Below are 21058 nucleotides of genomic sequence, written 5' to 3'. Positions count from 1 at the left end.
AAAGTAGCAACCAAAAAAAACGAGCCAAAGGCTCGTTTTTTATTGTATGAATCTATTGTCAGTTAATACTCATTGAATGAGTGGTCGCTGACTAATACATTATACTGCAGTGATACCGTGGGCTTGTGGGCCTTTAGCACCTTGAGTTACTGTGAACTCAACTTCTTGACCTTCCGCTAAGGTTTTGAAACCTGAGCTTGCGATTTCGCTGTAATGAGCAAAAACGTCTGGACCAGTTTCTGGAGCGATAAAGCCAAAACCTTTAGCTTCGTTAAACCACTTTACGGTACCTTTGATAGTATCTGACATATTATAATCCTAATTTTAAACATAATGACCAATTTGGTCGGGTAAAGCTTTGAGCTACTGAACGGTAAATCTTAAAACGAAGGATTATAACTATCTGGTAATGGCTATAACTTAAACTACGTGGTAATGATTTGCTGCAGGACTTCTCTTAAGCAGGAGCAAAGTATATGTCCTACCCACCCCTTATGCAAGCTTTATTTTAAATAAGTTTAAGTCTGTCTTATAATTATTAAGGAAAAGCCATAAATAGCCTTAACTGCCCTACTATCTACAACCCTACTCATAGTGAAGAATGAAACATATCCTAATCAAAGCGGTGCATTTATTTAATTCTAAGATTCAGTATAGATACAAGTTGAATAACAGTCAGTAAAACATACTCATCTTATCGCTTAAAGATCTTAAACTAACCTGAAAAGTTGCAAATTGAGGCTGAAACCATCCTTAAATAGGAATATGATAGTAGATAAAGAAAGAGAAAAAGAATTAACGGTTAAAGTAATAGTTAACGACCGTTCATCATTCACATTTATTAGACGTTATTAAATCCACCCCCATCCCTTTGACAATGGACTTATATAATAGGTATTGCTATGAGCTATAAACATATTTTGTTAGTCACTGACTTACGCTCTGATGCTGATGTCGTTGCCCAAAAAGCAAAATACATTCACTCACGTCAAAACGATGCTCAGTTATCCGTACTGCACATCATTAAAGACGCGGTGGTTGGCTTTGGTTATGAAATGATCCCTGCTGCAAGTCTTTATGATGAGATCGATGATGAGCGCCGTGAAAATGCAACAACGGATTTAGCCAAGTTTCTACAGCGTAATGGCTTAGATTGTAACAACCAAGAAGTGACTACCGCCATCTCAAATAGTGAAGGTATTATTAATTACTGCCATAAGAATGAGGTTGATTTAGTGGTTATCGGCCGTCACGAGCGTCACGGCATTTCAGCATGGATCAATGGGGCTACTGCTGACTGCATCTTGCCAAATGTTTCATGCGATGTGTTGGTGGTTAAATTAGAAAAGCCAGTAAAATAAGCCTGTAAAATAGCTGAGTCAAACGTTAAATAAAGTCGCCTAAAAGTGGTCTTAATAGGGGCTATAGTTTGGCGCAGTATAGTCGTCGGCAACCAATAAAGTCAAAAGACGAGGCTAACGTCGTTAAGTCTAGTCTACTACTGAAGTATGCGAAATCGGCTCACTTGTGTCTTGTATACTCGCTATAACTAACAAGCTATGTTTTTATTTTGATAGTCAAGGCTTAAGCCGTGGGTTTTGCTTGGCTACATCACATTCTGCTACACCACAGGATCTGCAGTCTGCATACTATAACTGTATATAGTATCCGCTAGGCATCTGGCAAGCGCCAAAGATATACCCCCACGCAAAAGCAGACTATGGCAACACTCCAAGCTACCCAAATAAATGCGGCAGGCACCGTGAAAAATAACATGGTGCCAGATAGGGTCATCATAATACAAGCCAACCACTTAGCACGTCTAGGCACGGCTCGGCGCTCCTCCCAGTCTCTCACATACTTGCCCATATACTTATGGTTGATGAGCCATAAATAAAAGCGTTTTGAGCCTCGTGCCCAGCAGGCTGCTGCTAATAGTATAAAGGGTGCGGTCGGCATTACGGGCAGTACCGCACCTACGACACCTAACCCAAAAAATATAAATCCCAGCACCAGATATAGCCACCGCATATGAGCATACTTGGACTGATTAATATTACCTGTATATCGGTGTTTGGAGGATAGAGTCATAACTATTTAAACATGTTATTTTTGATTATTAGCTACATTAAGGCAAGAAGTGCTATTTAAATTTAAAGTGTGCAGATTATAGTATTATAGTTTAGCTGATTGCCCTAACTTATCATCGGATGCCACTTGAGCTATCTTTAATGCTACCGCAGCATCAAAACTAGCAGTCCCAACAGATTTAAATACAGACACCCCTTTGTTCGTACTACTTGCATCAATGACCAGCTCGCCACTAACTAAATCAATCAATTCACCTGTTAAGTCCTGCCAGACCCAGTCACAGCTTTTATTATCGTCAGCTTGAATAAGGTCTCCTGCTTCGTGCTTTCCCCCTTCCAGATCATCGATGATAATATGCGTTGAGGCCTCAATCACTGAGTCACTAACCTCTTTCATATGAGGCTGATAAGCGCCCACTGCATTAATATGCACTGTCGATTTGACCTGATCGACCTCAAATAACCCTTCCGTCGCCCGCGTTGCTAAATTAATCACATCAGCATCTTTTATCGCATCTTCTAAACGCTCACACACTGTTAATTTAATACCTTTATCGATCCACTGTGCATACTCTTTCTCAAACGTCGCTTGAAAGGTTTTTGCATTTTCATGAGTGCGATTCCATAAGGTAACCTGAGTGATGTTCGGACAAACGGTCAATACCGCATTGAGTTGCTCATACGCCATGCCACCAGTACCGACAACTGCAACGGTATTGCTATTTGGGTCCGCCATATATTTGGTGGCAACGCCGGATAAAGCAGCCGTTCGAACTTGAGTGACGTACACCCCATCCATAAAGGCAAGAGTCTCCCCTGTTGCCGTCTTAGATACCGTAATGGTGGCGACCGTAGTCGGTAAATCACGCTTTGGATTATCAGGGCAGATGCTAACCATTTTAACCACGGCATATTCATCTTCTCCATCAAATACTACAGAGGGCATAGACAAATGAGAGCCTGTTTGATGGCTGTCTGTTTCATTATAAGTCGGTATCACCAAACGCTCAGGACTTTTTACCCAGTTTGGGTGTTTATGTTGTCGTTTTAATTGATTTTCAATGGCTTCAATAGCCATTGGCATAGTCAATTGCTGTTTGACGGTCTCTATATCTAAAATTTGCATAACTGGCCTTATAGATTGTTTAAGAGTTTATAAGTCGAATCTATTGTTCGATCCTGTTTTTATAATATAATTTATTATGATAGGAGGCCTAAGAGTGATACAAGTTGATAAATGTGTCAGTGTTTAGTGATTTATTACATTGGAAACTATCCGTTTAAAGCAATCCTCTTAAGCGGTGGCATTAGCTGGCAGGTTTGAGATACGAAAGACAAGGTATGTCTGCGCCATTTAATGTCCTGTCATACCACCAGCAAGTCCGGTGACTGTACAGGCTGTTAGGACAATTGGACTTGAGATAAGTAATATAAGCGTCATTCTAATAGTTGTCATGATAGATCCTCTCTACAAAAGCTGAATAGGCTTTATTGTCTCTTTAAATACGCTCTTTATAAATTAAAAAACCGTTACAGCGTATTGCTATAACGGTTTTTTAGCCCTAGGCAACTAAAATTCTGCATATTTAATATATCAGTTTTAGAGGCTAAGGGTGAGTTGTATGTTCATTGTATGGCTAAACCCAATAACTCTCATACTTAATTATAGTTTTAATATGGAGCTATTCCCCGCTTTCCACTACTATCTGCACGTTTGAGTGAGGCACTGACGAGAGTTTATCAAGTCTCTTGCTTCGCGAGACTTGTTAAACCAAGTCCCTGCAACTCACTCAACCGTACAGTATATCCGTTACAATCGGGGCTAAACCGCTCTCAAGGTTATAACTGGTGGATATACGTACTAGCTTTGGATATTATTGGGAATATTCTGATAAAAGCAGCCCTAAACCAGCGCTTAATATAGGCTGTAACTTTAACCCAGTATTATTAACACGTAACTCAATACGAATTCAGGCTAACCAAAATCATGCTTACTTCTAAAAACTCTAAAATATTAGCAATCGTAACTTTAGCAAGCGCACTGGCAGTTGGCTGTTCTCAAATTAACGACACTACACAGCATCAAGTCTTAAGCGACAGCAATAATTATGACTCTAACGCCTCCCTTCCTATCACTCATTTTCCAACTACCTTACCTGATGACTGTCTAGACGGTAACGCAAAATTGTATGATGAATGTGGTGACCAAGTAGATATTCTCAACTCTGCCATTGCACAAGCTCAAAAAGAGTCTAAAAATGTGCTCATTGTTTATGGAGGTGAATGGTGTATTTGGTGTCATGTTATAGATAATTATTTTAAAGGTCAGTTTCAAACTTTTGATTATGAATGGCGCTACGCTGATGGCGATATTCAAACGTGGGCGATGCGTGAAAAAGTAACACCCAAAGATATTAGCGATGCCAAAGCCTTAAATAAGTATGTGGCGAATAATTTTGTCGTCACTCACATCGATGGTAGTTATGCTAATGGTAATGAGGCTATTGCTACGACAGGATATGATATCAGTCAGCTATATTACGCTCCCATTGTGCTTGTATTAGATAATAAAGGGAAATATGCGGGTACAATGCCGTCAAGTGATGCCATTGAAGGGTTTGAAATTCGTGAGAGTGGTGGGGAAGAGTTTAGAGGCTATAATCGTAAGATTTTATTAGAACAGTTAAAATCACTGAAAGCTATGGCAAATTAGTTATGCGTAGTCTATAGCTAAACCCAGCATGATTTAAAACGTAACTTGATATAATTAAGATATCGAAAACCTAGTTTAATAATATTCATAACCGTGACTTATATTGATAAATACTGTATATGCAAATAATAGCCAGAGAAAACGTCCAAGGTGACCCAATTGATACCTACTATCCAGCGCCCTCTTTAATAGTAGGTAATTACTATGAAATTATCGGTATTGAATACGAGTACTATCGTATTGTTGACGATTATCTAGACCCAGTTTTAATTCACCCCATATTTTGCGATGTACAAAACTATAAGAACGTTAGTAACTGGGTTGCAGATATTAATGATGATCATTTTTTCCTAACACCAAGAGAATTTAGCATTTACCCTTATTTTTTTGAAGGACTTCATGATGCTAATCTTGAGTATGTAAATATATATCTGCATTATCTAAACACCTTATTACCTACTGCTGATTTAGTAAGTAAGATTTATAGCATCTATAATGATGCTATAAATCACGAGAACACTAGAGTTAGCTACTGGCTTAAAGAGTGGATGAAAGATCTATTTAGTGTAGATAAGGCGGTCGAACTTAGACGTTTTAGTCAAGCAGATTGGAAACAGAAGCTATATACTTTTTTTGAAAGCTAAAAACAACTCTCAAAACCTGATGGCATGTCATTATGAATTAATTTCCCCATCATTATCACTCTTTTATCCATACATGAGCTATTCCGAACCCTGATTCATGAGAATGACATTGATAAATAGTACCACACTGGCTGCATTGGCATTTATATGAGAACTCACAATAAGCATTGTATTCAATAGTTTCTAGAATATTGACGAACCCCATTTTTTCTTCTCGTTCTGGGTTTAGTTTGAAATAGCGATATTTAGTACACCAGCATGCACCCTCACTAATTCCTTTCAGGTAGGCATTAAACTTATCCATCTCTCCTAACATGAGTTGTCTTACACTATTTTTTACCCATGATTCCGTCTTAGATAAAACTAAAAATTTATCTCTATTTTCTGCCAAATTATTTAGTATGCTCATATCAGCAATGCTTATAACCTCGTAAGCATTAAAATCTGATGGGACAATAAACCTATTAGCAAATGTCCCATCTTTTACAGCTTCAATAATATCTTCTGTCTTCATTTCTCAACTCTACCTACATGGTCTCCTCATATTACTTTATATTGATTAATACTAAAAAGCCACCTAACTAGGTGGCCTTCAAATTAATAAACTAAATCAAAGAACCCTAAGCACTACAACGCTTTCAAATGCTCCGTCATGAGTAGACTAATAAACTTAATATTAGATACTAAGGGTAAATTATGATTCAATCATATCTATACAGCCTCAATCATGCATCATTTATAAAATAATGTTGAGCAATTAATTTGATAATTTTTGCTAAACAATGCTAAATTGAACTCAAATTGTATTAACAGATTAAACCTATGAGCAAATTACTGCGAAAACATTTAGAAGACCGAGAAATAAAAAAAGGATTGGGACAAGTGTCCGCCTTTATTGCCCTGTCTTTAGGTATTCTTACCTCGCTTACTGCGCTGTGTTTTTTATTCCCTAATCTGCTCACCACGCCAGATTTTAGACCCTTATACGATACAAATATTTTACGAGGCGTGTTATTTGCCAGTATCGTTATTGGCTTTGTCTCAGGTGTCATTAGCCTACTGCGTAATCCGTCTAAACGGTGGGGCATGGCGGGTATGTTACTCAATGCTCTTGCCGCCCTGCTCGCCTCAGGACAGATTGAACCCAATTACTACGACCGTAGTGTCTATGCAGGCTTAGACTATTTTATTTTGACCCTGTTAATTTCCGCGTTGGTGTTTATTCCGATGGAGCGGTTTTATGCTAAGTATAAAGAGCAAAAGCTGCTACGATCTGGCTGGGTAACCGACATTAAATACTTTATGTTTAGTCATTTGGGTATTCAGCTACTCAGTTTTTTTACGATCATTCCTGCACAGATGTTATTTAACCAGTGGCTTAATCCCACTTGGCATCGGCTCGTCAGTGGTCAGCCTTTAGTGCTGCAATTTATAGAAATTTTAATTGTGGTGGATTTCTTTAGTTACTGGATTCATCGCACGATGCACGAAGTCCCGTTTTTATGGCGCATTCATGCGGTGCACCACTCTTCGCATCAAATGGACTGGCTGGCAGCGAGTCGGGTGCATGTGTTTGAGCTGATTGTGAACCGTTTTGTGGGTTATATTCCCTTATTGTTTATGGGCTTCTCTCCAGCGGCAACCTATGCTTATTTGGTATTCATCTCTTTTCATGCGATTTTTATTCATGCCAACGTCCGTTTCCGCTTCCCCTATTTTCGCTGGGTATTGGCAACGCCAGAGTTCCATCATTGGCATCATTCGTCAGAAAAAGAAGCATGGGATAAAAACTTTGCCGCCTTTCTACCCATTTATGATGTGATATTCAAAACCGCTCATCTGCCCGCTCACTTACCCAAAAAATATGGTACGACATCAAATACAAAAGTACCTGAAGGTTTTGTGGCGCAAATGGTTTATCCGTTACAAAACGAAAAACGTAAGACAAATTGATTTAGTTATACAGATTTAAATATAGGGTAGCTGTTACCGATTTGGCTTGTCGTTGGCAGAGTGTGGCGGTTTTCTCTTCTAATGACTAGAATTTTTCTAGGGTATCAAGAAACGAAAGTAAAATAAAAGACTTACTATTTTTCTCTAATATGGATTAAGTCATGGACGAGCTTGTGAACCTCAGTTGATGGGTTCATCTCACCCGTATCTTTAGCATCTTTTAGAGTACCTTTGGCATTACTTTGTGCAGTAGGCAACCTATCATAGAGCAGCCTATAAAGCCCTGATTGCTTTTTTTCATATCTTTTATTGAAAAAAGACCGCCATTCCTTATTCAATAATTTTATACACTTTTCTGCGGAGCTTTTAGTACCTGTTTTACCAATGCTTGTCCTTGTAAACTTGAAATGGCATAAGTACCAAAATTCGAAACAAGGATAAGAACGAACTATATTGAAAGGCTTACTATTTTTGCGATTATCACTAATCTTATTTACTGCTTGATCAAAATTTTGATGCCCATCTCTATCTATAACACAGTAAACTTCGTCAAACGTAGAGGCTGGGATATTATCATTAACACTATTATCATAAAGTTCAATCGCTTTATTAACAACTGACATAGGGTCAGATCCACAATCACCCGTTATCTCAACATCAATTGCAGATAGTCTTTCTACCCTAACTAAATCTTTAAAGTAATATGGACTAGACTTACTATCTTCACAAACTATTAAAACTTTCTTATGCCTTTCAATTGTATCTTGTTGCCGAATAAAACCTGTACGTTTCTTCTTTTTACTCATGCTTCACTCACTTTTTCAGAACCATCCAGATGAGAGTCATAAAAGATAAAATCATTTATAATAGGCTTAGCGCCATAACGTCCATGTAAGTAATACTCCTCAACGTCTTCCCTACCGTCATCACGTGAAGTGAACTTACTTAATGAGTAAAGCTTAGTAGATTTTTCCTTATCTTTTTCACAGAACCAAATCTGGTCACGACGTAGAAGGTCACGACGTAATATAGAGGTCTCGTGAGTAGTGAAGATTAATTGCCCATTACCTACATTTTGGTCTGAGTTAAACAGCTTTACTAAAAACCTTACTAGATCAGGATGCAAGCTTTTATTAAACTCATCTATAATGAGAACTCCGCCATGCTTCAACGAAGAAAAAATAAGGGAGGCAAATTCGAACATTTTCTGTGTCCCATCTGACTCTTCCTGAAGCATAATTTTTACTTTATTACCCTGACTATCGGTATGTACAAAAAAAACTTCTCCATCTTCTTGTATTCTCTTTAAAAGCTCTTTTTGAACCTCTAAAGGCATATCTTCAGGAAACTTTATAGATTTAACTTTTGGTTTTTCTATTAAAATATCATCAACATCTATATCAGCACTTTGCATAAAAGCCAATAACATAAGCTTGTTATTTTCATTATTTTGAAAAAAATCTTTAGTAAATTGGTCGCCTATTCTATCACCGCCTATAATTATAATATTATCTGTTAATGCATCGTAAATAGGTTTTAACTGTTTACTATTTAGATGTACCGCTGTAGATAGAAATAATTGATCAGACCTTGTATTTTGCATCCAAGCGTTTTTTTGACCTTTAAAAAGCGATGAGTCGCTCCAGCTATAATCCTTTTTTTCTTTATCATATAAACGATGAAACCATCCTTGTTCACGACCTTTCGGATATACACTTAACCATTCTTCGTATACCTTATCTTTATCAGCTGAAAAACCATACTCAACTAAAGACGGCTTTACACCTACTTTATCATCGCTAGGTATATTAACTACGAAAGAAGTACTAAACGTAGTGGGTTCTAATTTTGTTACTGGATCAAATAGAAATGGGGTAATAGATATAGGTTCATCTAACTCTTTATTAAACGAGCTTTTAAGAATACTTCTCATTTGAAACAATGCTCGTAGTAAATTTGATTTACCTGAAGCATTTGCTCCATAAATAACTGCTGTTCTCAACAGTTCTGGCACAGTTTGAGCTTGAGGGTCATAATAATTATCAGGCATTTTATCGCCTTTGGCTTTAACCATAGATAATGTCTGCTCTTCTTTAATTGACCTGAAATTTTCAACCGAAAATTCAACTAACATAGCTTTTCTACTTATTAAAATATTTTAAGAAGTTATAAGATCATAATTTTAACTAGTTTTATGGTGATATCTTCCATAAATTAAACCTAAATTAGCACTTAACTTATGTTTTGTCGATATTTTCTTTAATAATTTTATGATTTGGCGATTATTGCTCTGATAAAATTCGATACACAATAGGAATACTAAACTACCTAATGTACCACTAGTAATAAAGCATTTTAGCCCCGATTGAAGTGGTACTTTAATGATTTTCGGGACTTGCTATTCCTCACCCGCCATCAACTGATGCAGTAATTCATTTAAACGCACTTCGGCAGGCTTACCCTCTTTTTGTAGCCACTCATACACGTCATCATCAACGGGTAAGCGTTTTTTAGCAAATCGCCCTCGCACTGCATTACTCCAGTCCAATTGCTCAGGTGCATCAGACAAGTCAATAGGACGGTCTTTTAAGGCTTCTAGCCGCTCTTTTTGTTCAGCGGTTAGATCTGGAATATTATCTTTATTGATAACTTTTCTAACGATTGTCATAGTAAGTCCTCTCCTCTTGAGTAGTCGCCTCTCTGACTGTAATCAACCTAACAACTTCACGGTCTAATTCATCATCATATAACAAATGCCCAATAAAAAGTATAACAGCATTATGTATACGTCCGAGGGTACGCCAACGCTGTTCACGGTCTATCACCTGATGAGTTTGAATAAGCGCATTCGGGTCTAGATAGGCATTAATCGCATCTTCAAGTAGCAAACCATGTTTAGTTAAGTTAGTCTGACTTTTTTGGTCATCCCATTCAAATACAATATAGTCGTATTCCAATCTTCCCATTTAACGCTCTCTTATCTCAAATTTAGATTGGGTTACAACGCCTTCAACTGCGCCATCTGCTCACTCATCACTTTAAGCTGACCTTCCAGTTCCTCAAGCTTCGCCTTTTCCGCATCGACAACGGCAGGCGGTGCTTTACTCACAAAGCCTTCATTAGCCAGTTTACGAGCGATACCGTCGGCTTGCTTTTGTAGCTTCTCTTGCGCTTTACCCAAACGTGCCAGCTCTGCTGTCGGGTCAATCAACCCTTTCATTGGGACTAAAATACGCAGTTTACCGACCATGCTTGAGGACGATAGAGGAACCTCTTCACCCTCTTTAACAATAGTCAGACTTTCAACTTTGGCGAGTGCTTTAAACTGGTTTTCGATGCGGTTTAGACGTTCGGTTTCATCCTGAGTGATATTCTCAAGTAACACAGGCAAGCGCACCGCATTACCCAGCTTCATCTCACCGCGGATGTTACGCACGCCAGCAATAAGCGCTTGTAGCCATGCCATGTCTGCCTCGACTTGGGTATTGATTTGACTGGTATCCGCTTGTGGATAGTCGGCAATCACGATGCTGTCAGTGTTTTTACGTTCAAGCAAGGGGGCAATAGTCTGCCAAATTTCTTCGGTCAGATACGGCATAATCGGATGAGTAAATCGTAGCGCCGTCTCTAATACGTTGAGTAGCACGTAGCGAATTTGCGCTTTACGCTCGTCGCTCACCGAGTCATCATTAAGACTCGCCTTGGCAAGCTCCACATACCAATCGCAATATTCATTCCAGATAAATTCGTAAATATCTTGGCTGACCATATCAAGGCGATATTGGGCAAAATGTTGATGGATATTGCTGATGGTCGAGTTGAGGCGACTCATAATCCATTTTTCAGGCAATTCCCATACGTCGGGATTGGCGCTTTGGTCGATAGGTAATGCCGACGCCGCCTCACCTTCTTCCATTTTATCAACACAGTTCATCAATACAAAACGACTGGCGTTCCAAATTTTGTTGGCAAAGTTACGATAGCCCTCAACCCGTTTTAGGTCAAAGTTGATATCACGACCTGTGCTGGCGAGTGAGGTAAAGGTAAAGCGCAACGCATCAGTACCAAAGGCAGGAATACCTTCTGGGAACTCTTTGCGGGTTTGTTTTTCAATTTTTGCAGCGTCTTTGGGGTTCATCATGTTGCTGGTGCGTTTGACGACCAAGCTTTCTAAGTCGATACCGTCAATGAGGTCAATCGGGTCAAGCACGTTGCCCTTCGATTTCGACATTTTTTGACCATTACCATCACGCACTAGCCCATGCACATAGACCTTTTTGAACGGAACTTGCGGGCTACCGTCCTCATTCTTCATAAAGTGCATGGTCAGCATTATCATGCGCGCCACCCAGAAGAAAATGATGTCAAAGCCAGTGACCAACACGCTGGTCGGGTGGAAAGTCTCAAGCACTCGTTTGTCATCACTGCGGTCGCCCCAACCCAAGGTGCTAAATGTCCATAATCCTGAGCTAAACCATGTATCTAACACGTCTTCATCTTGACGCAGTTCAACACTGTCATCAAGATTGTATTTACTACGTACTTCGGCTTCGTCACGTGCCACATAAATATTGTCGTCATTGTCATACCATGCTGGAATGCGATGTCCCCACCACAATTGACGGCTGATACACCAGTCTTGAATATCAGTCATCCATGCCATATACATATTTTTGTATTGAGCAGGCACAAACTCGATACTGCCATCTTCCACCGCATCAATCGCAGGTTTGGCAAGTTGCTCCATCGCCACATACCATTGATCCGTCAACCACGGTTCAACAATCACGCCACTGCGGTCACCACGAGGTGCTTTAAGTTGGTAGTCTTCAATGTCCTCTAGCCAGCCCTCAGTTTTAGCTTGAGCAACCAATTGCTTACGGGCTTCAAACCGCTCCAAACCGATGTAGGCGTCAGGGGTTGCCTCAAGTTCTGGGTCACGGGTTTGCAGATCTGGATAAATTTCCATCGCTGGCAAAATATGCGCGTATTTATCAAAGATGTTTATCAATGGCGTGTCATGACGACGACCCAATTCATAGTCGTTAAAGTCGTGCGCTGGGGTGATTTTGACCACGCCCGTCCCAAACTCGATATCGACATAGTCATCAGCAACGATCGGCACTTCTCGACCTGTTATCGGTAAGGTAATGGTTTTACCGACTAAGTGTGCATAACGTTCATCTTTTGGATTGACCGCAACGGCTGTATCACCGAGTAAAGTCTCAGGACGAGTGGTTGCAACAACGACATAGTCTTTGCCGTCTTGGGTCTTAACCGATTTATCAGTGAAATAATAGCGGAAGTGCCACAACGAACCTTTTTCGTCATGGTTTTCAACTTCCAAGTCTGATAATGCGGTTTGGAATTTAGGATCCCAATTCACCAAACGCTTACCCCGATAAATTAAGCCATCTTCATGTAAACGCACAAACACTTCTTTTACCGCATTGGACAAGCCCTCATCCATAGTGAAGCGCTCACGTGACCAATCGACCGAGCTACCTAAACGACGTATTTGACGGGTAATGTTATCGCCCGACTCTTCTTTCCATTCCCATACTTTGTCGATAAAGTCTTCACGAGTCAGGTCAGTACGCTTAATACCCTCGGCATTAAGGCGACGCTCAACCACCATTTGAGTGGCGATACCCGCATGGTCGGTACCCGGCTGCCATAGCGTGTTGTCGCCTAGCATACGGTGATAACGAGTCAACGAATCCATAATGGCGTTGTTAAAGCCATGACCCATGTGTAGGCTACCCGTCACATTGGGCGGTGGCAGCGCAATAGAGAACGACTCCTTGCTATCAAAACTGGGCTTAAAATAGCCATTGTCTTCCCAGCGCTGATACATGCCTTGCTCTACTTCGCTAGGGTTATAGGCGTTTTCTAATTGTTTTAAGGCAGATTGGATGGAGGTAGTTAGGTTTTGATTACTCATAATTGAATTGTCTTATTTTTAATGGTTTTTTGGGTTTATAGGTTGAATAAAGTTAATAGTAGAGTGATTTTAACGCAGATTAGCGGATTTTGTTAGAGTCATATTAAATCAACATCGAGTAACGTACTATATCCCGACTTTATAGTTAAAGCTTGAATATAAAAAAGCTCAACCACGTAAGATGATTGAGCTTTGGTAAACTTTCTCAATGATAGAACAAAATCTCTAACCGACCATCGGCAACGGCGGCGGAATCTTCGGATTATCAACAGTATAAACTGCTGTGCCGTAAGCAATAGCTTCGATCATACTGCCTGTTGCATTGATGCTGGTCACTTCTAAACGTATCCCAAACACCTGATTATAGCCCATAAATTGAGCTTCAAGCTTCATGCGTACTAACGCCTCGCGTCGGGCACGATCTAACAAGGTCTCATAGGTTGTCAAATTTTTACCAAAGAAATTTAGAATTTTGGCAATGATCATTTTAAAATAATCTTGCGCAATCACCACACTTCCCATGACCAATGCGCCTTGAGTATCTTCGGCTATTTTGGGTTGATAGAAGCGTTCACTAGAAACGACAATATGGCCCAGCTCCTTTTCGGCAGCAGCCAGCTTTTGCAAATGATCGCGCTCATTAAAGCGACCAAAAAGCCAACCTATTAAAAATAGGCCAATAAAGACGCCATTGTTGATTAAAAAATCAAGAAATACGTCCATTAATATGATGTCCTATTCATTATAGCGTTACTGGGTTTAACTTTTTTGCAGATAATTGGCAACACGATTAGTCAAACTTGTTAAGAGCGTCAGATTCGGGTAAAGGAGGTACGCTAGAGGATGATAGGGGCTGAGACATGGCATTGTTTGAAGCATTAGACTGAGACTCAGGCACCGCTTTTACCGCTGTACCATAGACAAACAGCTCGGATGCGCCTTGAGCAATACTAGATGTCGAAAAACGCAGACCCACAATGGCATCTGCGCCAAGCGCTTGGGCCTTGACCGTCATACGCTCAATAGCTTCTTGGCGTGACTCTTCAAGCAGCTCGGTATAGGCGGTCAGCTCACCCCCCACGAGGTTCTTTAGGCCTGCAAATATATCTTTACCCACATGCTTTGAGCGCACTGTACTGCCGTATACTACATCTAAACGTTCGGTAATAACGTAGCCAGGTAAGTGCTCAAGGTTTGATAATTGCATGGTCAGTCGCTTATATTGAGTTGCTTGTATTTGGTCGTTTGTATTTAGCCGCTTGTATTTAGTCGCTTAGGTTGCTCTAGTCTTGAGTATTAAATAATAAATACAGCTCAGTTAAGTTGCCTTCAATACTATTTGCCATCTGTGCTAAGGCGTCATCATCACGGCGAATTTCTGCCAAATCCCCGTCTTCGTTTTCCTCACTATCTTCGTTGATAGTGTCAATGCCGCTAAATAAAATCATTGGCAAAGTCAACATGGCGACATCCTCAGCGGTGTCTTCATCGTCAAACCAATCGACACTATCATCACCATACATAGCATCAACAAAGCCAATTGACCATGCCGCTAATTCTGACTCAGAGGAGAAGTCTATCTCGCTTGAATCTTCATCAATCTCTAAAGGCAGGATAATACCCTCTTCACTTTGCAAGCTCTCTAACAACTCGTTGCGCCAGTCTTTAATAGCCTTTTTAATGTCGTCGGCAACTTTAGACTCTTGTCCTTCAAAAAGATGAGACAGCCAATTTGGCAACGGCTTGCCTACGACTGTTGCGGTCAGAAAACCGTGAGTGGCGATACTATCAAGTCCGTATTCATTATCATCTGAATCAAGATAATCTTGCAGTTCATATAGGGTCATAGCGGTCTCTTTTTATCGTTATAGTCGGGGTTATTATAATGAGCTTTTAGATTTTTCTTGTGGTTTTTATAGTAGAAGATTTATAGTAGAAGACTAAAAAGGGCTATTATTATTTTAAGACATTATTTTTAAGACATTCGCAATAGCGGTCAGCTCCGGCTAACCGCCAATACTACTCGTCTCTTCAGTCTTCTTCTAAATCGTCCTCGAAGCCATCGTCTTCGTCAGAATTATCGTCGAGGTCATCGTCAAAGTCATCTAAATCATCATCGAAGTCATCGTCAAAGCCATCTTTGAGCTCACGGGCCAAACGCTTTTCTTCTAGCATATTATCTATCAGACGACGCTTCTCTAGACTGGTCAACCGTGCGGCTTCAACTTCGGCCTCATCTACCTTTTTAGCGTCATCGTCATCTTCAAAGTTGTCATCATCGAAGTCATCAAGATCATTGTCACTCATATTCTTTTCCTTATAGCATAATAGTCTGTTTTGACTTATTGATTTTTGCAATCAATTTGATTTATGGGAACTCTTAGAGACTTTTATAGCCCCTTTTTGTAAATTATTGTTTGTAAGGCACTGTTTTTAAGGCACTGGTTTTTAATACATCGCTTTTAATTTACTGCTTTTAATTTGCTATTTTTAAACCTAACACGTCTTTATTCAATCGGCATAGCTTTAGAGATAAGAACTGTCTAGATTTCTCTAAATAACCTATAAGCTACCTATACATTACCTAGCTACTTATTTAAACAGCCTATAACTTCAATTACTTAAGTAGGTGATGCACAATTTAATACAATATCAATCTAAAATAAATCTTAGACTTTTAATGTGCGACTTTAGTTTAGCCAATCGAAATTTGCTATTGCTTAATTTAAAGCGGACAACAATACCGCATCACGAACCTCGATTAAGCGTTGCATCATCGAATCACCCACTCCTTGCAGTGAAGCACAGTCACGTTCATACACCGTGGTTGGATTTTTTAGATTATCCAACTGAATATGACCACGTAACTGCTTTATCCCCTCAACCGGTAATAAGGTTAAAATATCGTTAGCATAAGCATTGTTATATAGCAGCTGCTCCATCTTTTCACTGGTTGCCTCATCACTGACCCCGACCACAACTTCTAACGCAAATCTTTGTAGCTCACGATGCTTGATAAACGCCACCTCATTAAGCATAACGTAGGCCTTAGCCAGCATCACCGCTGCCAACCCTGCCTTGCTATGACTAGTGGTACCGTAAAACTCTACAATGGCGCCATTTTCGTCAAATCTTGGTTGGTTTTTGACTTTTATACCAAACAAAATCGGCTGTTTTAATAGCTCATCTAGCGTACGTTGTAGCAGTTGTGTACACAGTACAAAATAGGGTTCTGACTTTTCATGTGCCAAGGTATTTAACAAATGGTTGGGGTCATAGAAACGAATTTGTAAGACCGCCACATCAAGCGGTCTGTCTGAGGCTAATGCTTTTTGTTTGCTAGATGCCGCTTGTTTGGCATCAGTTGTGTTAGTGGCTGTAGTTGATTGAGCCGCCTCTGCCTCACCCCCATCCTCAAGACCAGCGTCTATATCTGATAAATGACCTAGTAAAGACGGTGACTTATTATTATGATTATAAGCTAAGCTTTGATCGCCATGCTCTGCGCGACTGCTATGATCCGCATCGTCATGACCCCCTTCTTCATTTTGCTGCGACTTAATATATTTACTCAAAGCTTGATGGATACTTAATTCTTTAACCCCATCCCCTGCTACCTCTGGTTGCTCATCATCCTCTGTAATTCGAGTCCGAGCTGTCCCTAAGCCGTGTTGTCGCTGAGTGATCAAATAATCTTGAACATCACGACTTAAAGCTGCCAACTGGGCGCGTGTCGGACGGGCAATATAACCATAAATGAGCCAGATTAATAAATGGGTAATAAAGGACCCTAAAATAAATATCCACTGGGACGCAATAATCTCACCATTACTGGTATCACGCAGCGTCATCTCGACTTTACCAATCACCGTGTCACCCATGACAACGTCACGGCTAATTTTATTACCGTCGAGTAGTTGCGCCTGCCCCGTCTGCAGTAGCACTTCATTGTCAATATCTTTGATAGCTAAGCTGGCGACATTATTCTCACTGGTATATCGTCCCGTCAGGACGCTCAAGCTGACTTTATCTTTACTCAGTAAAGGCAGCTTGACTTCGTCAATGAGTTGTACCAACATTCGTTCGCCTGTTTGCATTTTGAGCTCATCAAGCTGCTGATCGGTACTAATCAGCAACAAAGTAGTGTGAATAAAAAAACTGATGAGAATTATTATGGCAAACAAGCCTTGCCGTGGCGCTAAATAGGTCATGTTATGCTAAACTTTTGTTAAAAGGTAGGGGGTACTATACGTTAAGTACGCTCTATTATTCCTAATCTTGCTTACGCTTACAAGGGGCATAGCTCACGATGACAAAAAATACTACAACTAATACTCAAAATAATGCGTCTTTATCGCATGAGAATATTGAAAATACGCCTGTAAACGCCACTGCAAACTTTGCCAGCTTCGGTTCAGGTATGACAGCACATTTGAAGGCATGGATTAGTGCCTTACAAAAAGCCAACGATTTATTACCTGATGCACTTCGCTTCTCCGATGTTAACTTTGATCAAAACCAGCAAAATTACGGTAAAATCTCCTTAGATCTTATTGAGCAACTAGAAGCTTTACCGGTATTTGCGCTGTCGGTGGTGGTCCAACAACAGGCTTTAAGACAAGAAGCAGGCACTGAGCTTACTAAAAAAGCAGCCTTTGAAGCTCATATAGGCGAATGGGCAAGCAATAACCCCCTATGGCAAATTATAAAAGTCGTTCGCAGCACTGATACATTACAAGATCATACCGGCCGCGATCGACTTACTTCTGTCCTAACTTATCGTTATATATTAATGCCGACTGACACGGCAACGATGCAACCCGGCAAAAAAGCAGCGGCGGCACGTTTATTAGACGATAGTATCACCACGCATTTAGGTCAGTTTATTGAAGCCCTACCTATCACAGATGATTTAGGGGGTGATGCCGCCATTGACTGTCATATCGTATCATTAGCTAAAATGTTGCGTCCACATAAGGTTGCCGTCTTTGATATGGACTCAACGTTGATTGAGCAAGAGGTTATCGTAGAGCTTGCAAAACAAGCCAATATAGGTGACCAGGTGAGCGCCATAACTGAATCTGCTATGCGTGGCGAGATTGACTTTGACACCTCATTTAGTGAACGGGTTGCGCTATTAAAAAACATATCATCTTCAGCGCTTGATACTATCCAAAATCAGTTAAGCTTGTCTCCTGGCGCACGTACTCTGATAGCGACGTTAAAATCTCTGGACTATCATACGGTGCTAGTGTCTGGTGGGTTTACCTTTTTTGCTGATCGGATTGCCAAAGAGCTTGGGATTGATGAGGTCCATGCCAATGTGCTAGATATTGAACACGAGGTTGTTTCGGGAAATGTCGTCCTACCTATTGTCAATGGCGATCGTAAAGCGGCGATCGTTGAGCTCATTGCGCAGCGTATGGGCATATCATTGTCTCAAGTCATCTGTGTTGGAGATGGGGCAAATGACTTAGCCATGATGGCTATCTCTGATATTGGTGTGGCGTATCATGCTAAGCCTATCGTTCGGTCTCGTGCTGATGCTGCTATCAATGCCACAGGTCTTGAAGGGGTACTATATGTATTAGGTTATGCCGCGCAAGATTTGTTATAATTCTTGTCTTTCAATGACTTATCTCGCTAATGGCAAGGTCAATATATCACTAAACCCGTAACATGAAGCCTTTCCAAAATCGTACTTTAAGCCCCTAGCACAGGTCTATAGAGTGCGATTTTCGGGTTTATGTTTGTTAGGCGTTTAAAAAAAAGACATTAAAATAATGAAATAATTGACCGTAAATTTCAATACACAAAATCTTTACAATTTTTTTTAAAAAAACTTTTTTTGCGGGTGTTATGAATTCTCTAGCCTTGAAGCCCATGTCAAATTTTTAGCCAATTTAAACGACAATCGTTGTCGTAAGTTATCAAGATATTCTTTGTATTTTAATAAAACATCGGCATAATAATACTTAATCAATCGCAAAAAACGATGCTCGATCTCTCCTATTTTGTGTTATACCTATTGACCGTACATGAGGCAATAAACATGGCAATTCTAACCATTCTGGCTATCAGTCAATCTTGGCTTTCTGGCTTTTTATCTTGGTCTGTTTTAGGCTATATGCTACTCGCTGTCGGCATAGCAGCCACCCTTTTATCTGGCCGTCGTTATCTTCTAGGCTATATGCTTGGAGGAATGGGCTACTGGGTTGTTGTGGAAGGTATCCAATCTATTTTAGTGAATACGACAGCTATTAGTAGCAGCTATAGTTATGGCGTGGCATTACTCCTCAGTTGGTTTGCCATTGGTGCCTTTCTCACCTATCGTTATAAGAAGTTTGTGGCAAGCTTACCTGCACAGCGCACTGGTGTGGTATCTAGACCGCCTCGTCGTTCATCTTTCGTACCAAAACTGAGCAAACGAAGCAATACTCGTGAAAAATATATAGAGCACACACCTATTTATAATAACTATGAACCTCGCTTCCGTAACTAATTATCATCTGGCTATTAAGCTAACCTTTTATTAATCTAAAGTTTATCAGTCAAAAGTTTAATTAAGCTATATAGCAATTAGACCCTATTAATAAGCTATGGAAAGCACGCTAAATTTTATGCTACCAATAGAGCATTGCACTACTAACCATTGGATAACTATTAAACCAATTAATATACCAATGCAATTACTTGCTAAAAGTACCTGATGGATAACAAGTCGGCCCATGCAAAATGGCGCTGACTTGTTGGCTATGTCTCTACTGGTATTTTATTTATTGACACCTGATATAGTTAAGCACAGATATACTAAATCAAAAAGTCTATAAATATTTGCCCTAGAGTCGCTGTCTCTAATAACGATCTTTTAATACCGAATGTTCAACAAACCCTAATATGAAAACATAGTATAATTGGTAGATAGTATAATTGGTTCATCAGTATAAGAGCCTAACCTGTCAATCAACTTGCGCAGTATGTTTTAAAACGTTATAACGCTATAAACTGGTTTTCGTTTCATTCACTTTTTAATTTTGGACTTCCCCATGTTTACTCTTCCTATCTTAAATATCAAAGCCAATCCATTAGATGCGCTACTTGCTGCCGTCGGTGTTCGATTATCCATGTTGGCAAAAAGTGATGATCCAAATATTGCCGCACTTTTAAAAGACCGTAAGGTCAGCATCGAGCTTGGTAGTAAAGCGGATGGCGTAGCTCGTTATTATGTGTTTGATGAGGGTACGTTTAATCAATATTCTGGTACTGCCAATGAGCCTACTTTGCGTATCGATTTTAAAGACTCAATGACTGGCGTTAAGCTATTAACGGGCGGCAATGTTGCTGCTTTTATGACTGCCATTCAAGATAAAGAGCTGGTTATGGAAGGCGACTACAGCTTGCTTATGTGGTTTAATCAATTGGCGAAACACATTGTTCCCCCTATTCCAGAAGAGCTTAAACCTTTTATTAAAAAAGCACGTCCTTTTGCCAATAAAGCACAAGGAATAGCGTCTCAAGTTCTAGATATAGCTAAGCATAAGTTTTCTAAATAGCATACGTTTTCTATAAGTTAATGGTATAAGTTACTGGGTTATGATTGGTTTTATGAGTATGATTGACCCTATTCTGTTATATCCGATTTTTCATCTGATAAATGGCTAAAGTGTGTTAATGAACTAAGTGACGCCTAAGTAATGAAAGCTACTTAGGCGTT

General features: G+C 39.9%; 21 protein-coding genes. 7 read left to right on the top strand and 14 right to left on the bottom strand.

Annotation, left to right across the window (positions count from 1 at the left end):
• Nucleotides 1-99: 99 nt before the first annotated feature.
• The gene (locus tag AC2SLT_RS02175; RefSeq protein ID WP_296403327.1) at nucleotides 100-309 is read right to left on the bottom strand and encodes a cold-shock protein; all 210 of its coding nucleotides are present in this window, start codon (nucleotides 307-309) and stop codon (nucleotides 100-102) included.
• 593 nt (nucleotides 310-902) lie between these two features.
• Here AC2SLT_RS02175 and AC2SLT_RS02170 point away from each other — a divergent pair.
• Nucleotides 903-1361 (top strand): universal stress protein, encoded by a 459-nt coding sequence (locus tag AC2SLT_RS02170; RefSeq protein WP_486545818.1) that lies wholly within the window; start codon nucleotides 903-905, stop codon nucleotides 1359-1361.
• 310 nt (nucleotides 1362-1671) lie between these two features.
• On the opposite strand, the gene AC2SLT_RS02165 is transcribed toward AC2SLT_RS02170, so the two are convergent.
• Both AC2SLT_RS02165 and AC2SLT_RS02160 read right to left on the bottom strand, forming a co-directional pair.
• Nucleotides 1672-2031 (bottom strand): YbaN family protein, encoded by a 360-nt coding sequence (locus tag AC2SLT_RS02165; protein WP_486545816.1) that lies wholly within the window; start codon nucleotides 2029-2031, stop codon nucleotides 1672-1674.
• Nucleotides 2032-2175: 144 nt separating this feature from the next.
• Entirely contained in the window at nucleotides 2176-3216 is a 1041-nt protein-coding gene (locus AC2SLT_RS02160; protein WP_486545814.1) for an ornithine cyclodeaminase family protein, read from the bottom strand.
• 861 nt (nucleotides 3217-4077) lie between these two features.
• Here AC2SLT_RS02160 and AC2SLT_RS02155 point away from each other — a divergent pair.
• Together AC2SLT_RS02155 and AC2SLT_RS02150 are read left to right on the top strand one after the other, a co-directional pair.
• The gene (locus AC2SLT_RS02155; RefSeq protein WP_486545813.1) at nucleotides 4078-4803 is read left to right on the top strand and encodes a hypothetical protein; all 726 of its coding nucleotides are present in this window, start codon (nucleotides 4078-4080) and stop codon (nucleotides 4801-4803) included.
• A 119-nt stretch (nucleotides 4804-4922) separates the two neighbouring features.
• On the top strand, nucleotides 4923-5447 hold the full coding sequence (locus tag AC2SLT_RS02150) for a hypothetical protein (protein WP_486545811.1): 525 nt from the start codon (nucleotides 4923-4925) through the stop codon (nucleotides 5445-5447).
• Nucleotides 5448-5502: 55 nt separating this feature from the next.
• Here AC2SLT_RS02150 and AC2SLT_RS02145 read toward each other — a convergent pair whose 3' ends face one another.
• Entirely contained in the window at nucleotides 5503-5961 is a 459-nt protein-coding gene (locus tag AC2SLT_RS02145; protein ID WP_486545810.1) for a hypothetical protein, read from the bottom strand.
• A gap of 308 nt (nucleotides 5962-6269) precedes the next feature.
• Between AC2SLT_RS02145 and AC2SLT_RS02140 the strand changes: the two genes are divergently transcribed.
• A complete protein-coding gene (locus tag AC2SLT_RS02140) occupies nucleotides 6270-7400 on the top strand; it encodes a sterol desaturase family protein (RefSeq protein WP_486545808.1) in 1131 nt (376 codons plus the stop codon).
• A 134-nt stretch (nucleotides 7401-7534) separates the two neighbouring features.
• Here AC2SLT_RS02140 and AC2SLT_RS02135 read toward each other — a convergent pair whose 3' ends face one another.
• From AC2SLT_RS02135 to AC2SLT_RS02090, 10 genes are all read right to left on the bottom strand, one after another.
• Nucleotides 7535-8206, bottom strand: coding sequence for an RloB family protein (locus tag AC2SLT_RS02135; protein ID WP_486545807.1), 672 nt, complete (start codon nucleotides 8204-8206; stop codon nucleotides 7535-7537).
• Nucleotides 8203-9534, bottom strand: coding sequence for an AAA family ATPase (locus AC2SLT_RS02130; RefSeq protein WP_486545805.1), 1332 nt, complete (start codon nucleotides 9532-9534; stop codon nucleotides 8203-8205). The genes AC2SLT_RS02135 and AC2SLT_RS02130 overlap by 4 nt, the downstream gene beginning before the upstream one ends.
• Before the next feature lie 264 nt (nucleotides 9535-9798).
• Entirely contained in the window at nucleotides 9799-10068 is a 270-nt protein-coding gene (locus AC2SLT_RS02125; RefSeq protein ID WP_486545803.1) for a BrnA antitoxin family protein, read from the bottom strand.
• Nucleotides 10055-10366: a BrnT family toxin gene (locus AC2SLT_RS02120; protein ID WP_486545802.1), complete on the bottom strand. Its 312-nt coding sequence runs from the start codon at nucleotides 10364-10366 to the stop codon at nucleotides 10055-10057. The genes AC2SLT_RS02125 and AC2SLT_RS02120 overlap by 14 nt, the downstream gene beginning before the upstream one ends.
• A 32-nt stretch (nucleotides 10367-10398) precedes the next feature.
• The gene (locus AC2SLT_RS02115; RefSeq protein WP_486545800.1) at nucleotides 10399-13344 is read right to left on the bottom strand and encodes a valine--tRNA ligase; all 2946 of its coding nucleotides are present in this window, start codon (nucleotides 13342-13344) and stop codon (nucleotides 10399-10401) included.
• A 225-nt stretch (nucleotides 13345-13569) separates the two neighbouring features.
• A complete protein-coding gene (locus tag AC2SLT_RS02110) occupies nucleotides 13570-14067 on the bottom strand; it encodes a YbjQ family protein (protein ID WP_486545798.1) in 498 nt (165 codons plus the stop codon).
• Between the two features lie 67 nt (nucleotides 14068-14134).
• Nucleotides 14135-14551: a YbjQ family protein gene (locus AC2SLT_RS02105; RefSeq protein ID WP_486545797.1), complete on the bottom strand. Its 417-nt coding sequence runs from the start codon at nucleotides 14549-14551 to the stop codon at nucleotides 14135-14137.
• Nucleotides 14552-14627: 76 nt separating this feature from the next.
• Entirely contained in the window at nucleotides 14628-15191 is a 564-nt protein-coding gene (locus AC2SLT_RS02100) for a YecA/YgfB family protein (RefSeq protein WP_486545795.1), read from the bottom strand.
• 184 nt (nucleotides 15192-15375) lie between these two features.
• Nucleotides 15376-15651 (bottom strand): PA3496 family putative envelope integrity protein, encoded by a 276-nt coding sequence (locus AC2SLT_RS02095; RefSeq protein WP_486545794.1) that lies wholly within the window; start codon nucleotides 15649-15651, stop codon nucleotides 15376-15378.
• A gap of 413 nt (nucleotides 15652-16064) precedes the next feature.
• Nucleotides 16065-17555 carry a hypothetical protein gene (locus AC2SLT_RS02090; RefSeq protein WP_486545792.1) on the bottom strand — a complete coding sequence of 497 codons (1491 nt, stop codon included), beginning with the start codon at nucleotides 17553-17555 and terminating at the stop codon, nucleotides 16065-16067.
• Between the two features lie 98 nt (nucleotides 17556-17653).
• On the opposite strand from AC2SLT_RS02090, the gene serB reads away from it, so the two are divergent.
• The 3 genes from serB to AC2SLT_RS02075 all read left to right on the top strand — a co-directional run bounded on the left by serB (nucleotide 17654) and on the right by AC2SLT_RS02075 (nucleotide 20897).
• The gene (serB, locus tag AC2SLT_RS02085; protein ID WP_486545791.1) at nucleotides 17654-18961 is read left to right on the top strand and encodes a phosphoserine phosphatase SerB; all 1308 of its coding nucleotides are present in this window, start codon (nucleotides 17654-17656) and stop codon (nucleotides 18959-18961) included.
• Nucleotides 18962-19396: 435 nt separating this feature from the next.
• Nucleotides 19397-19846 (top strand): AciT family ciprofloxacin tolerance protein, encoded by a 450-nt coding sequence (gene aciT / locus AC2SLT_RS02080; RefSeq protein WP_486545790.1) that lies wholly within the window; start codon nucleotides 19397-19399, stop codon nucleotides 19844-19846.
• A 544-nt stretch (nucleotides 19847-20390) separates the two neighbouring features.
• The gene (locus AC2SLT_RS02075; protein ID WP_486545789.1) at nucleotides 20391-20897 is read left to right on the top strand and encodes a hypothetical protein; all 507 of its coding nucleotides are present in this window, start codon (nucleotides 20391-20393) and stop codon (nucleotides 20895-20897) included.
• The last annotated feature ends 161 nt before the right edge of the window (nucleotides 20898-21058 follow it).

The sequence above is a fragment of the Psychrobacter sp. CX18 genome (assembly GCF_057396215.1).
This window is presented reverse-complemented; position numbering and strand designations above follow the sequence as displayed.

What these genes read in the sequence shown, in the direction of transcription:
- AC2SLT_RS02175 (WP_296403327.1), bottom strand. Translation starts at nt 309, where the DNA reads ATGTCAGATACTATCAAAGGTACCGTAAAGTGGTTTAACGAAGCTAAA.
- AC2SLT_RS02170 (WP_486545818.1), top strand. Translation starts at nt 903, where the DNA reads ATGAGCTATAAACATATTTTGTTAGTCACTGACTTACGCTCTGATGCT.
- AC2SLT_RS02165 (WP_486545816.1), bottom strand. Translation starts at nt 2,031, where the DNA reads ATGCGGTGGCTATATCTGGTGCTGGGATTTATATTTTTTGGGTTAGGT.
- AC2SLT_RS02160 (WP_486545814.1), bottom strand. Translation starts at nt 3,216, where the DNA reads ATGCAAATTTTAGATATAGAGACCGTCAAACAGCAATTGACTATGCCA.
- AC2SLT_RS02155 (WP_486545813.1), top strand. Translation starts at nt 4,078, where the DNA reads ATGCTTACTTCTAAAAACTCTAAAATATTAGCAATCGTAACTTTAGCA.
- AC2SLT_RS02150 (WP_486545811.1), top strand. Translation starts at nt 4,923, where the DNA reads ATGCAAATAATAGCCAGAGAAAACGTCCAAGGTGACCCAATTGATACC.
- AC2SLT_RS02145 (WP_486545810.1), bottom strand. Translation starts at nt 5,961, where the DNA reads ATGAAGACAGAAGATATTATTGAAGCTGTAAAAGATGGGACATTTGCT.
- AC2SLT_RS02140 (WP_486545808.1), top strand. Translation starts at nt 6,270, where the DNA reads ATGAGCAAATTACTGCGAAAACATTTAGAAGACCGAGAAATAAAAAAA.
- AC2SLT_RS02135 (WP_486545807.1), bottom strand. Translation starts at nt 8,206, where the DNA reads ATGAGTAAAAAGAAGAAACGTACAGGTTTTATTCGGCAACAAGATACA.
- AC2SLT_RS02130 (WP_486545805.1), bottom strand. Translation starts at nt 9,534, where the DNA reads ATGTTAGTTGAATTTTCGGTTGAAAATTTCAGGTCAATTAAAGAAGAG.
- AC2SLT_RS02125 (WP_486545803.1), bottom strand. Translation starts at nt 10,068, where the DNA reads ATGACAATCGTTAGAAAAGTTATCAATAAAGATAATATTCCAGATCTA.
- AC2SLT_RS02120 (WP_486545802.1), bottom strand. Translation starts at nt 10,366, where the DNA reads ATGGGAAGATTGGAATACGACTATATTGTATTTGAATGGGATGACCAA.
- AC2SLT_RS02115 (WP_486545800.1), bottom strand. Translation starts at nt 13,344, where the DNA reads ATGAGTAATCAAAACCTAACTACCTCCATCCAATCTGCCTTAAAACAA.
- AC2SLT_RS02110 (WP_486545798.1), bottom strand. Translation starts at nt 14,067, where the DNA reads ATGGACGTATTTCTTGATTTTTTAATCAACAATGGCGTCTTTATTGGC.
- AC2SLT_RS02105 (WP_486545797.1), bottom strand. Translation starts at nt 14,551, where the DNA reads ATGCAATTATCAAACCTTGAGCACTTACCTGGCTACGTTATTACCGAA.
- AC2SLT_RS02100 (WP_486545795.1), bottom strand. Translation starts at nt 15,191, where the DNA reads ATGACCCTATATGAACTGCAAGATTATCTTGATTCAGATGATAATGAA.
- AC2SLT_RS02095 (WP_486545794.1), bottom strand. Translation starts at nt 15,651, where the DNA reads ATGAGTGACAATGATCTTGATGACTTCGATGATGACAACTTTGAAGAT.
- AC2SLT_RS02090 (WP_486545792.1), bottom strand. Translation starts at nt 17,555, where the DNA reads ATGACCTATTTAGCGCCACGGCAAGGCTTGTTTGCCATAATAATTCTC.
- serB (WP_486545791.1), top strand. Translation starts at nt 17,654, where the DNA reads ATGACAAAAAATACTACAACTAATACTCAAAATAATGCGTCTTTATCG.
- aciT (WP_486545790.1), top strand. Translation starts at nt 19,397, where the DNA reads ATGGCAATTCTAACCATTCTGGCTATCAGTCAATCTTGGCTTTCTGGC.
- AC2SLT_RS02075 (WP_486545789.1), top strand. Translation starts at nt 20,391, where the DNA reads ATGTTTACTCTTCCTATCTTAAATATCAAAGCCAATCCATTAGATGCG.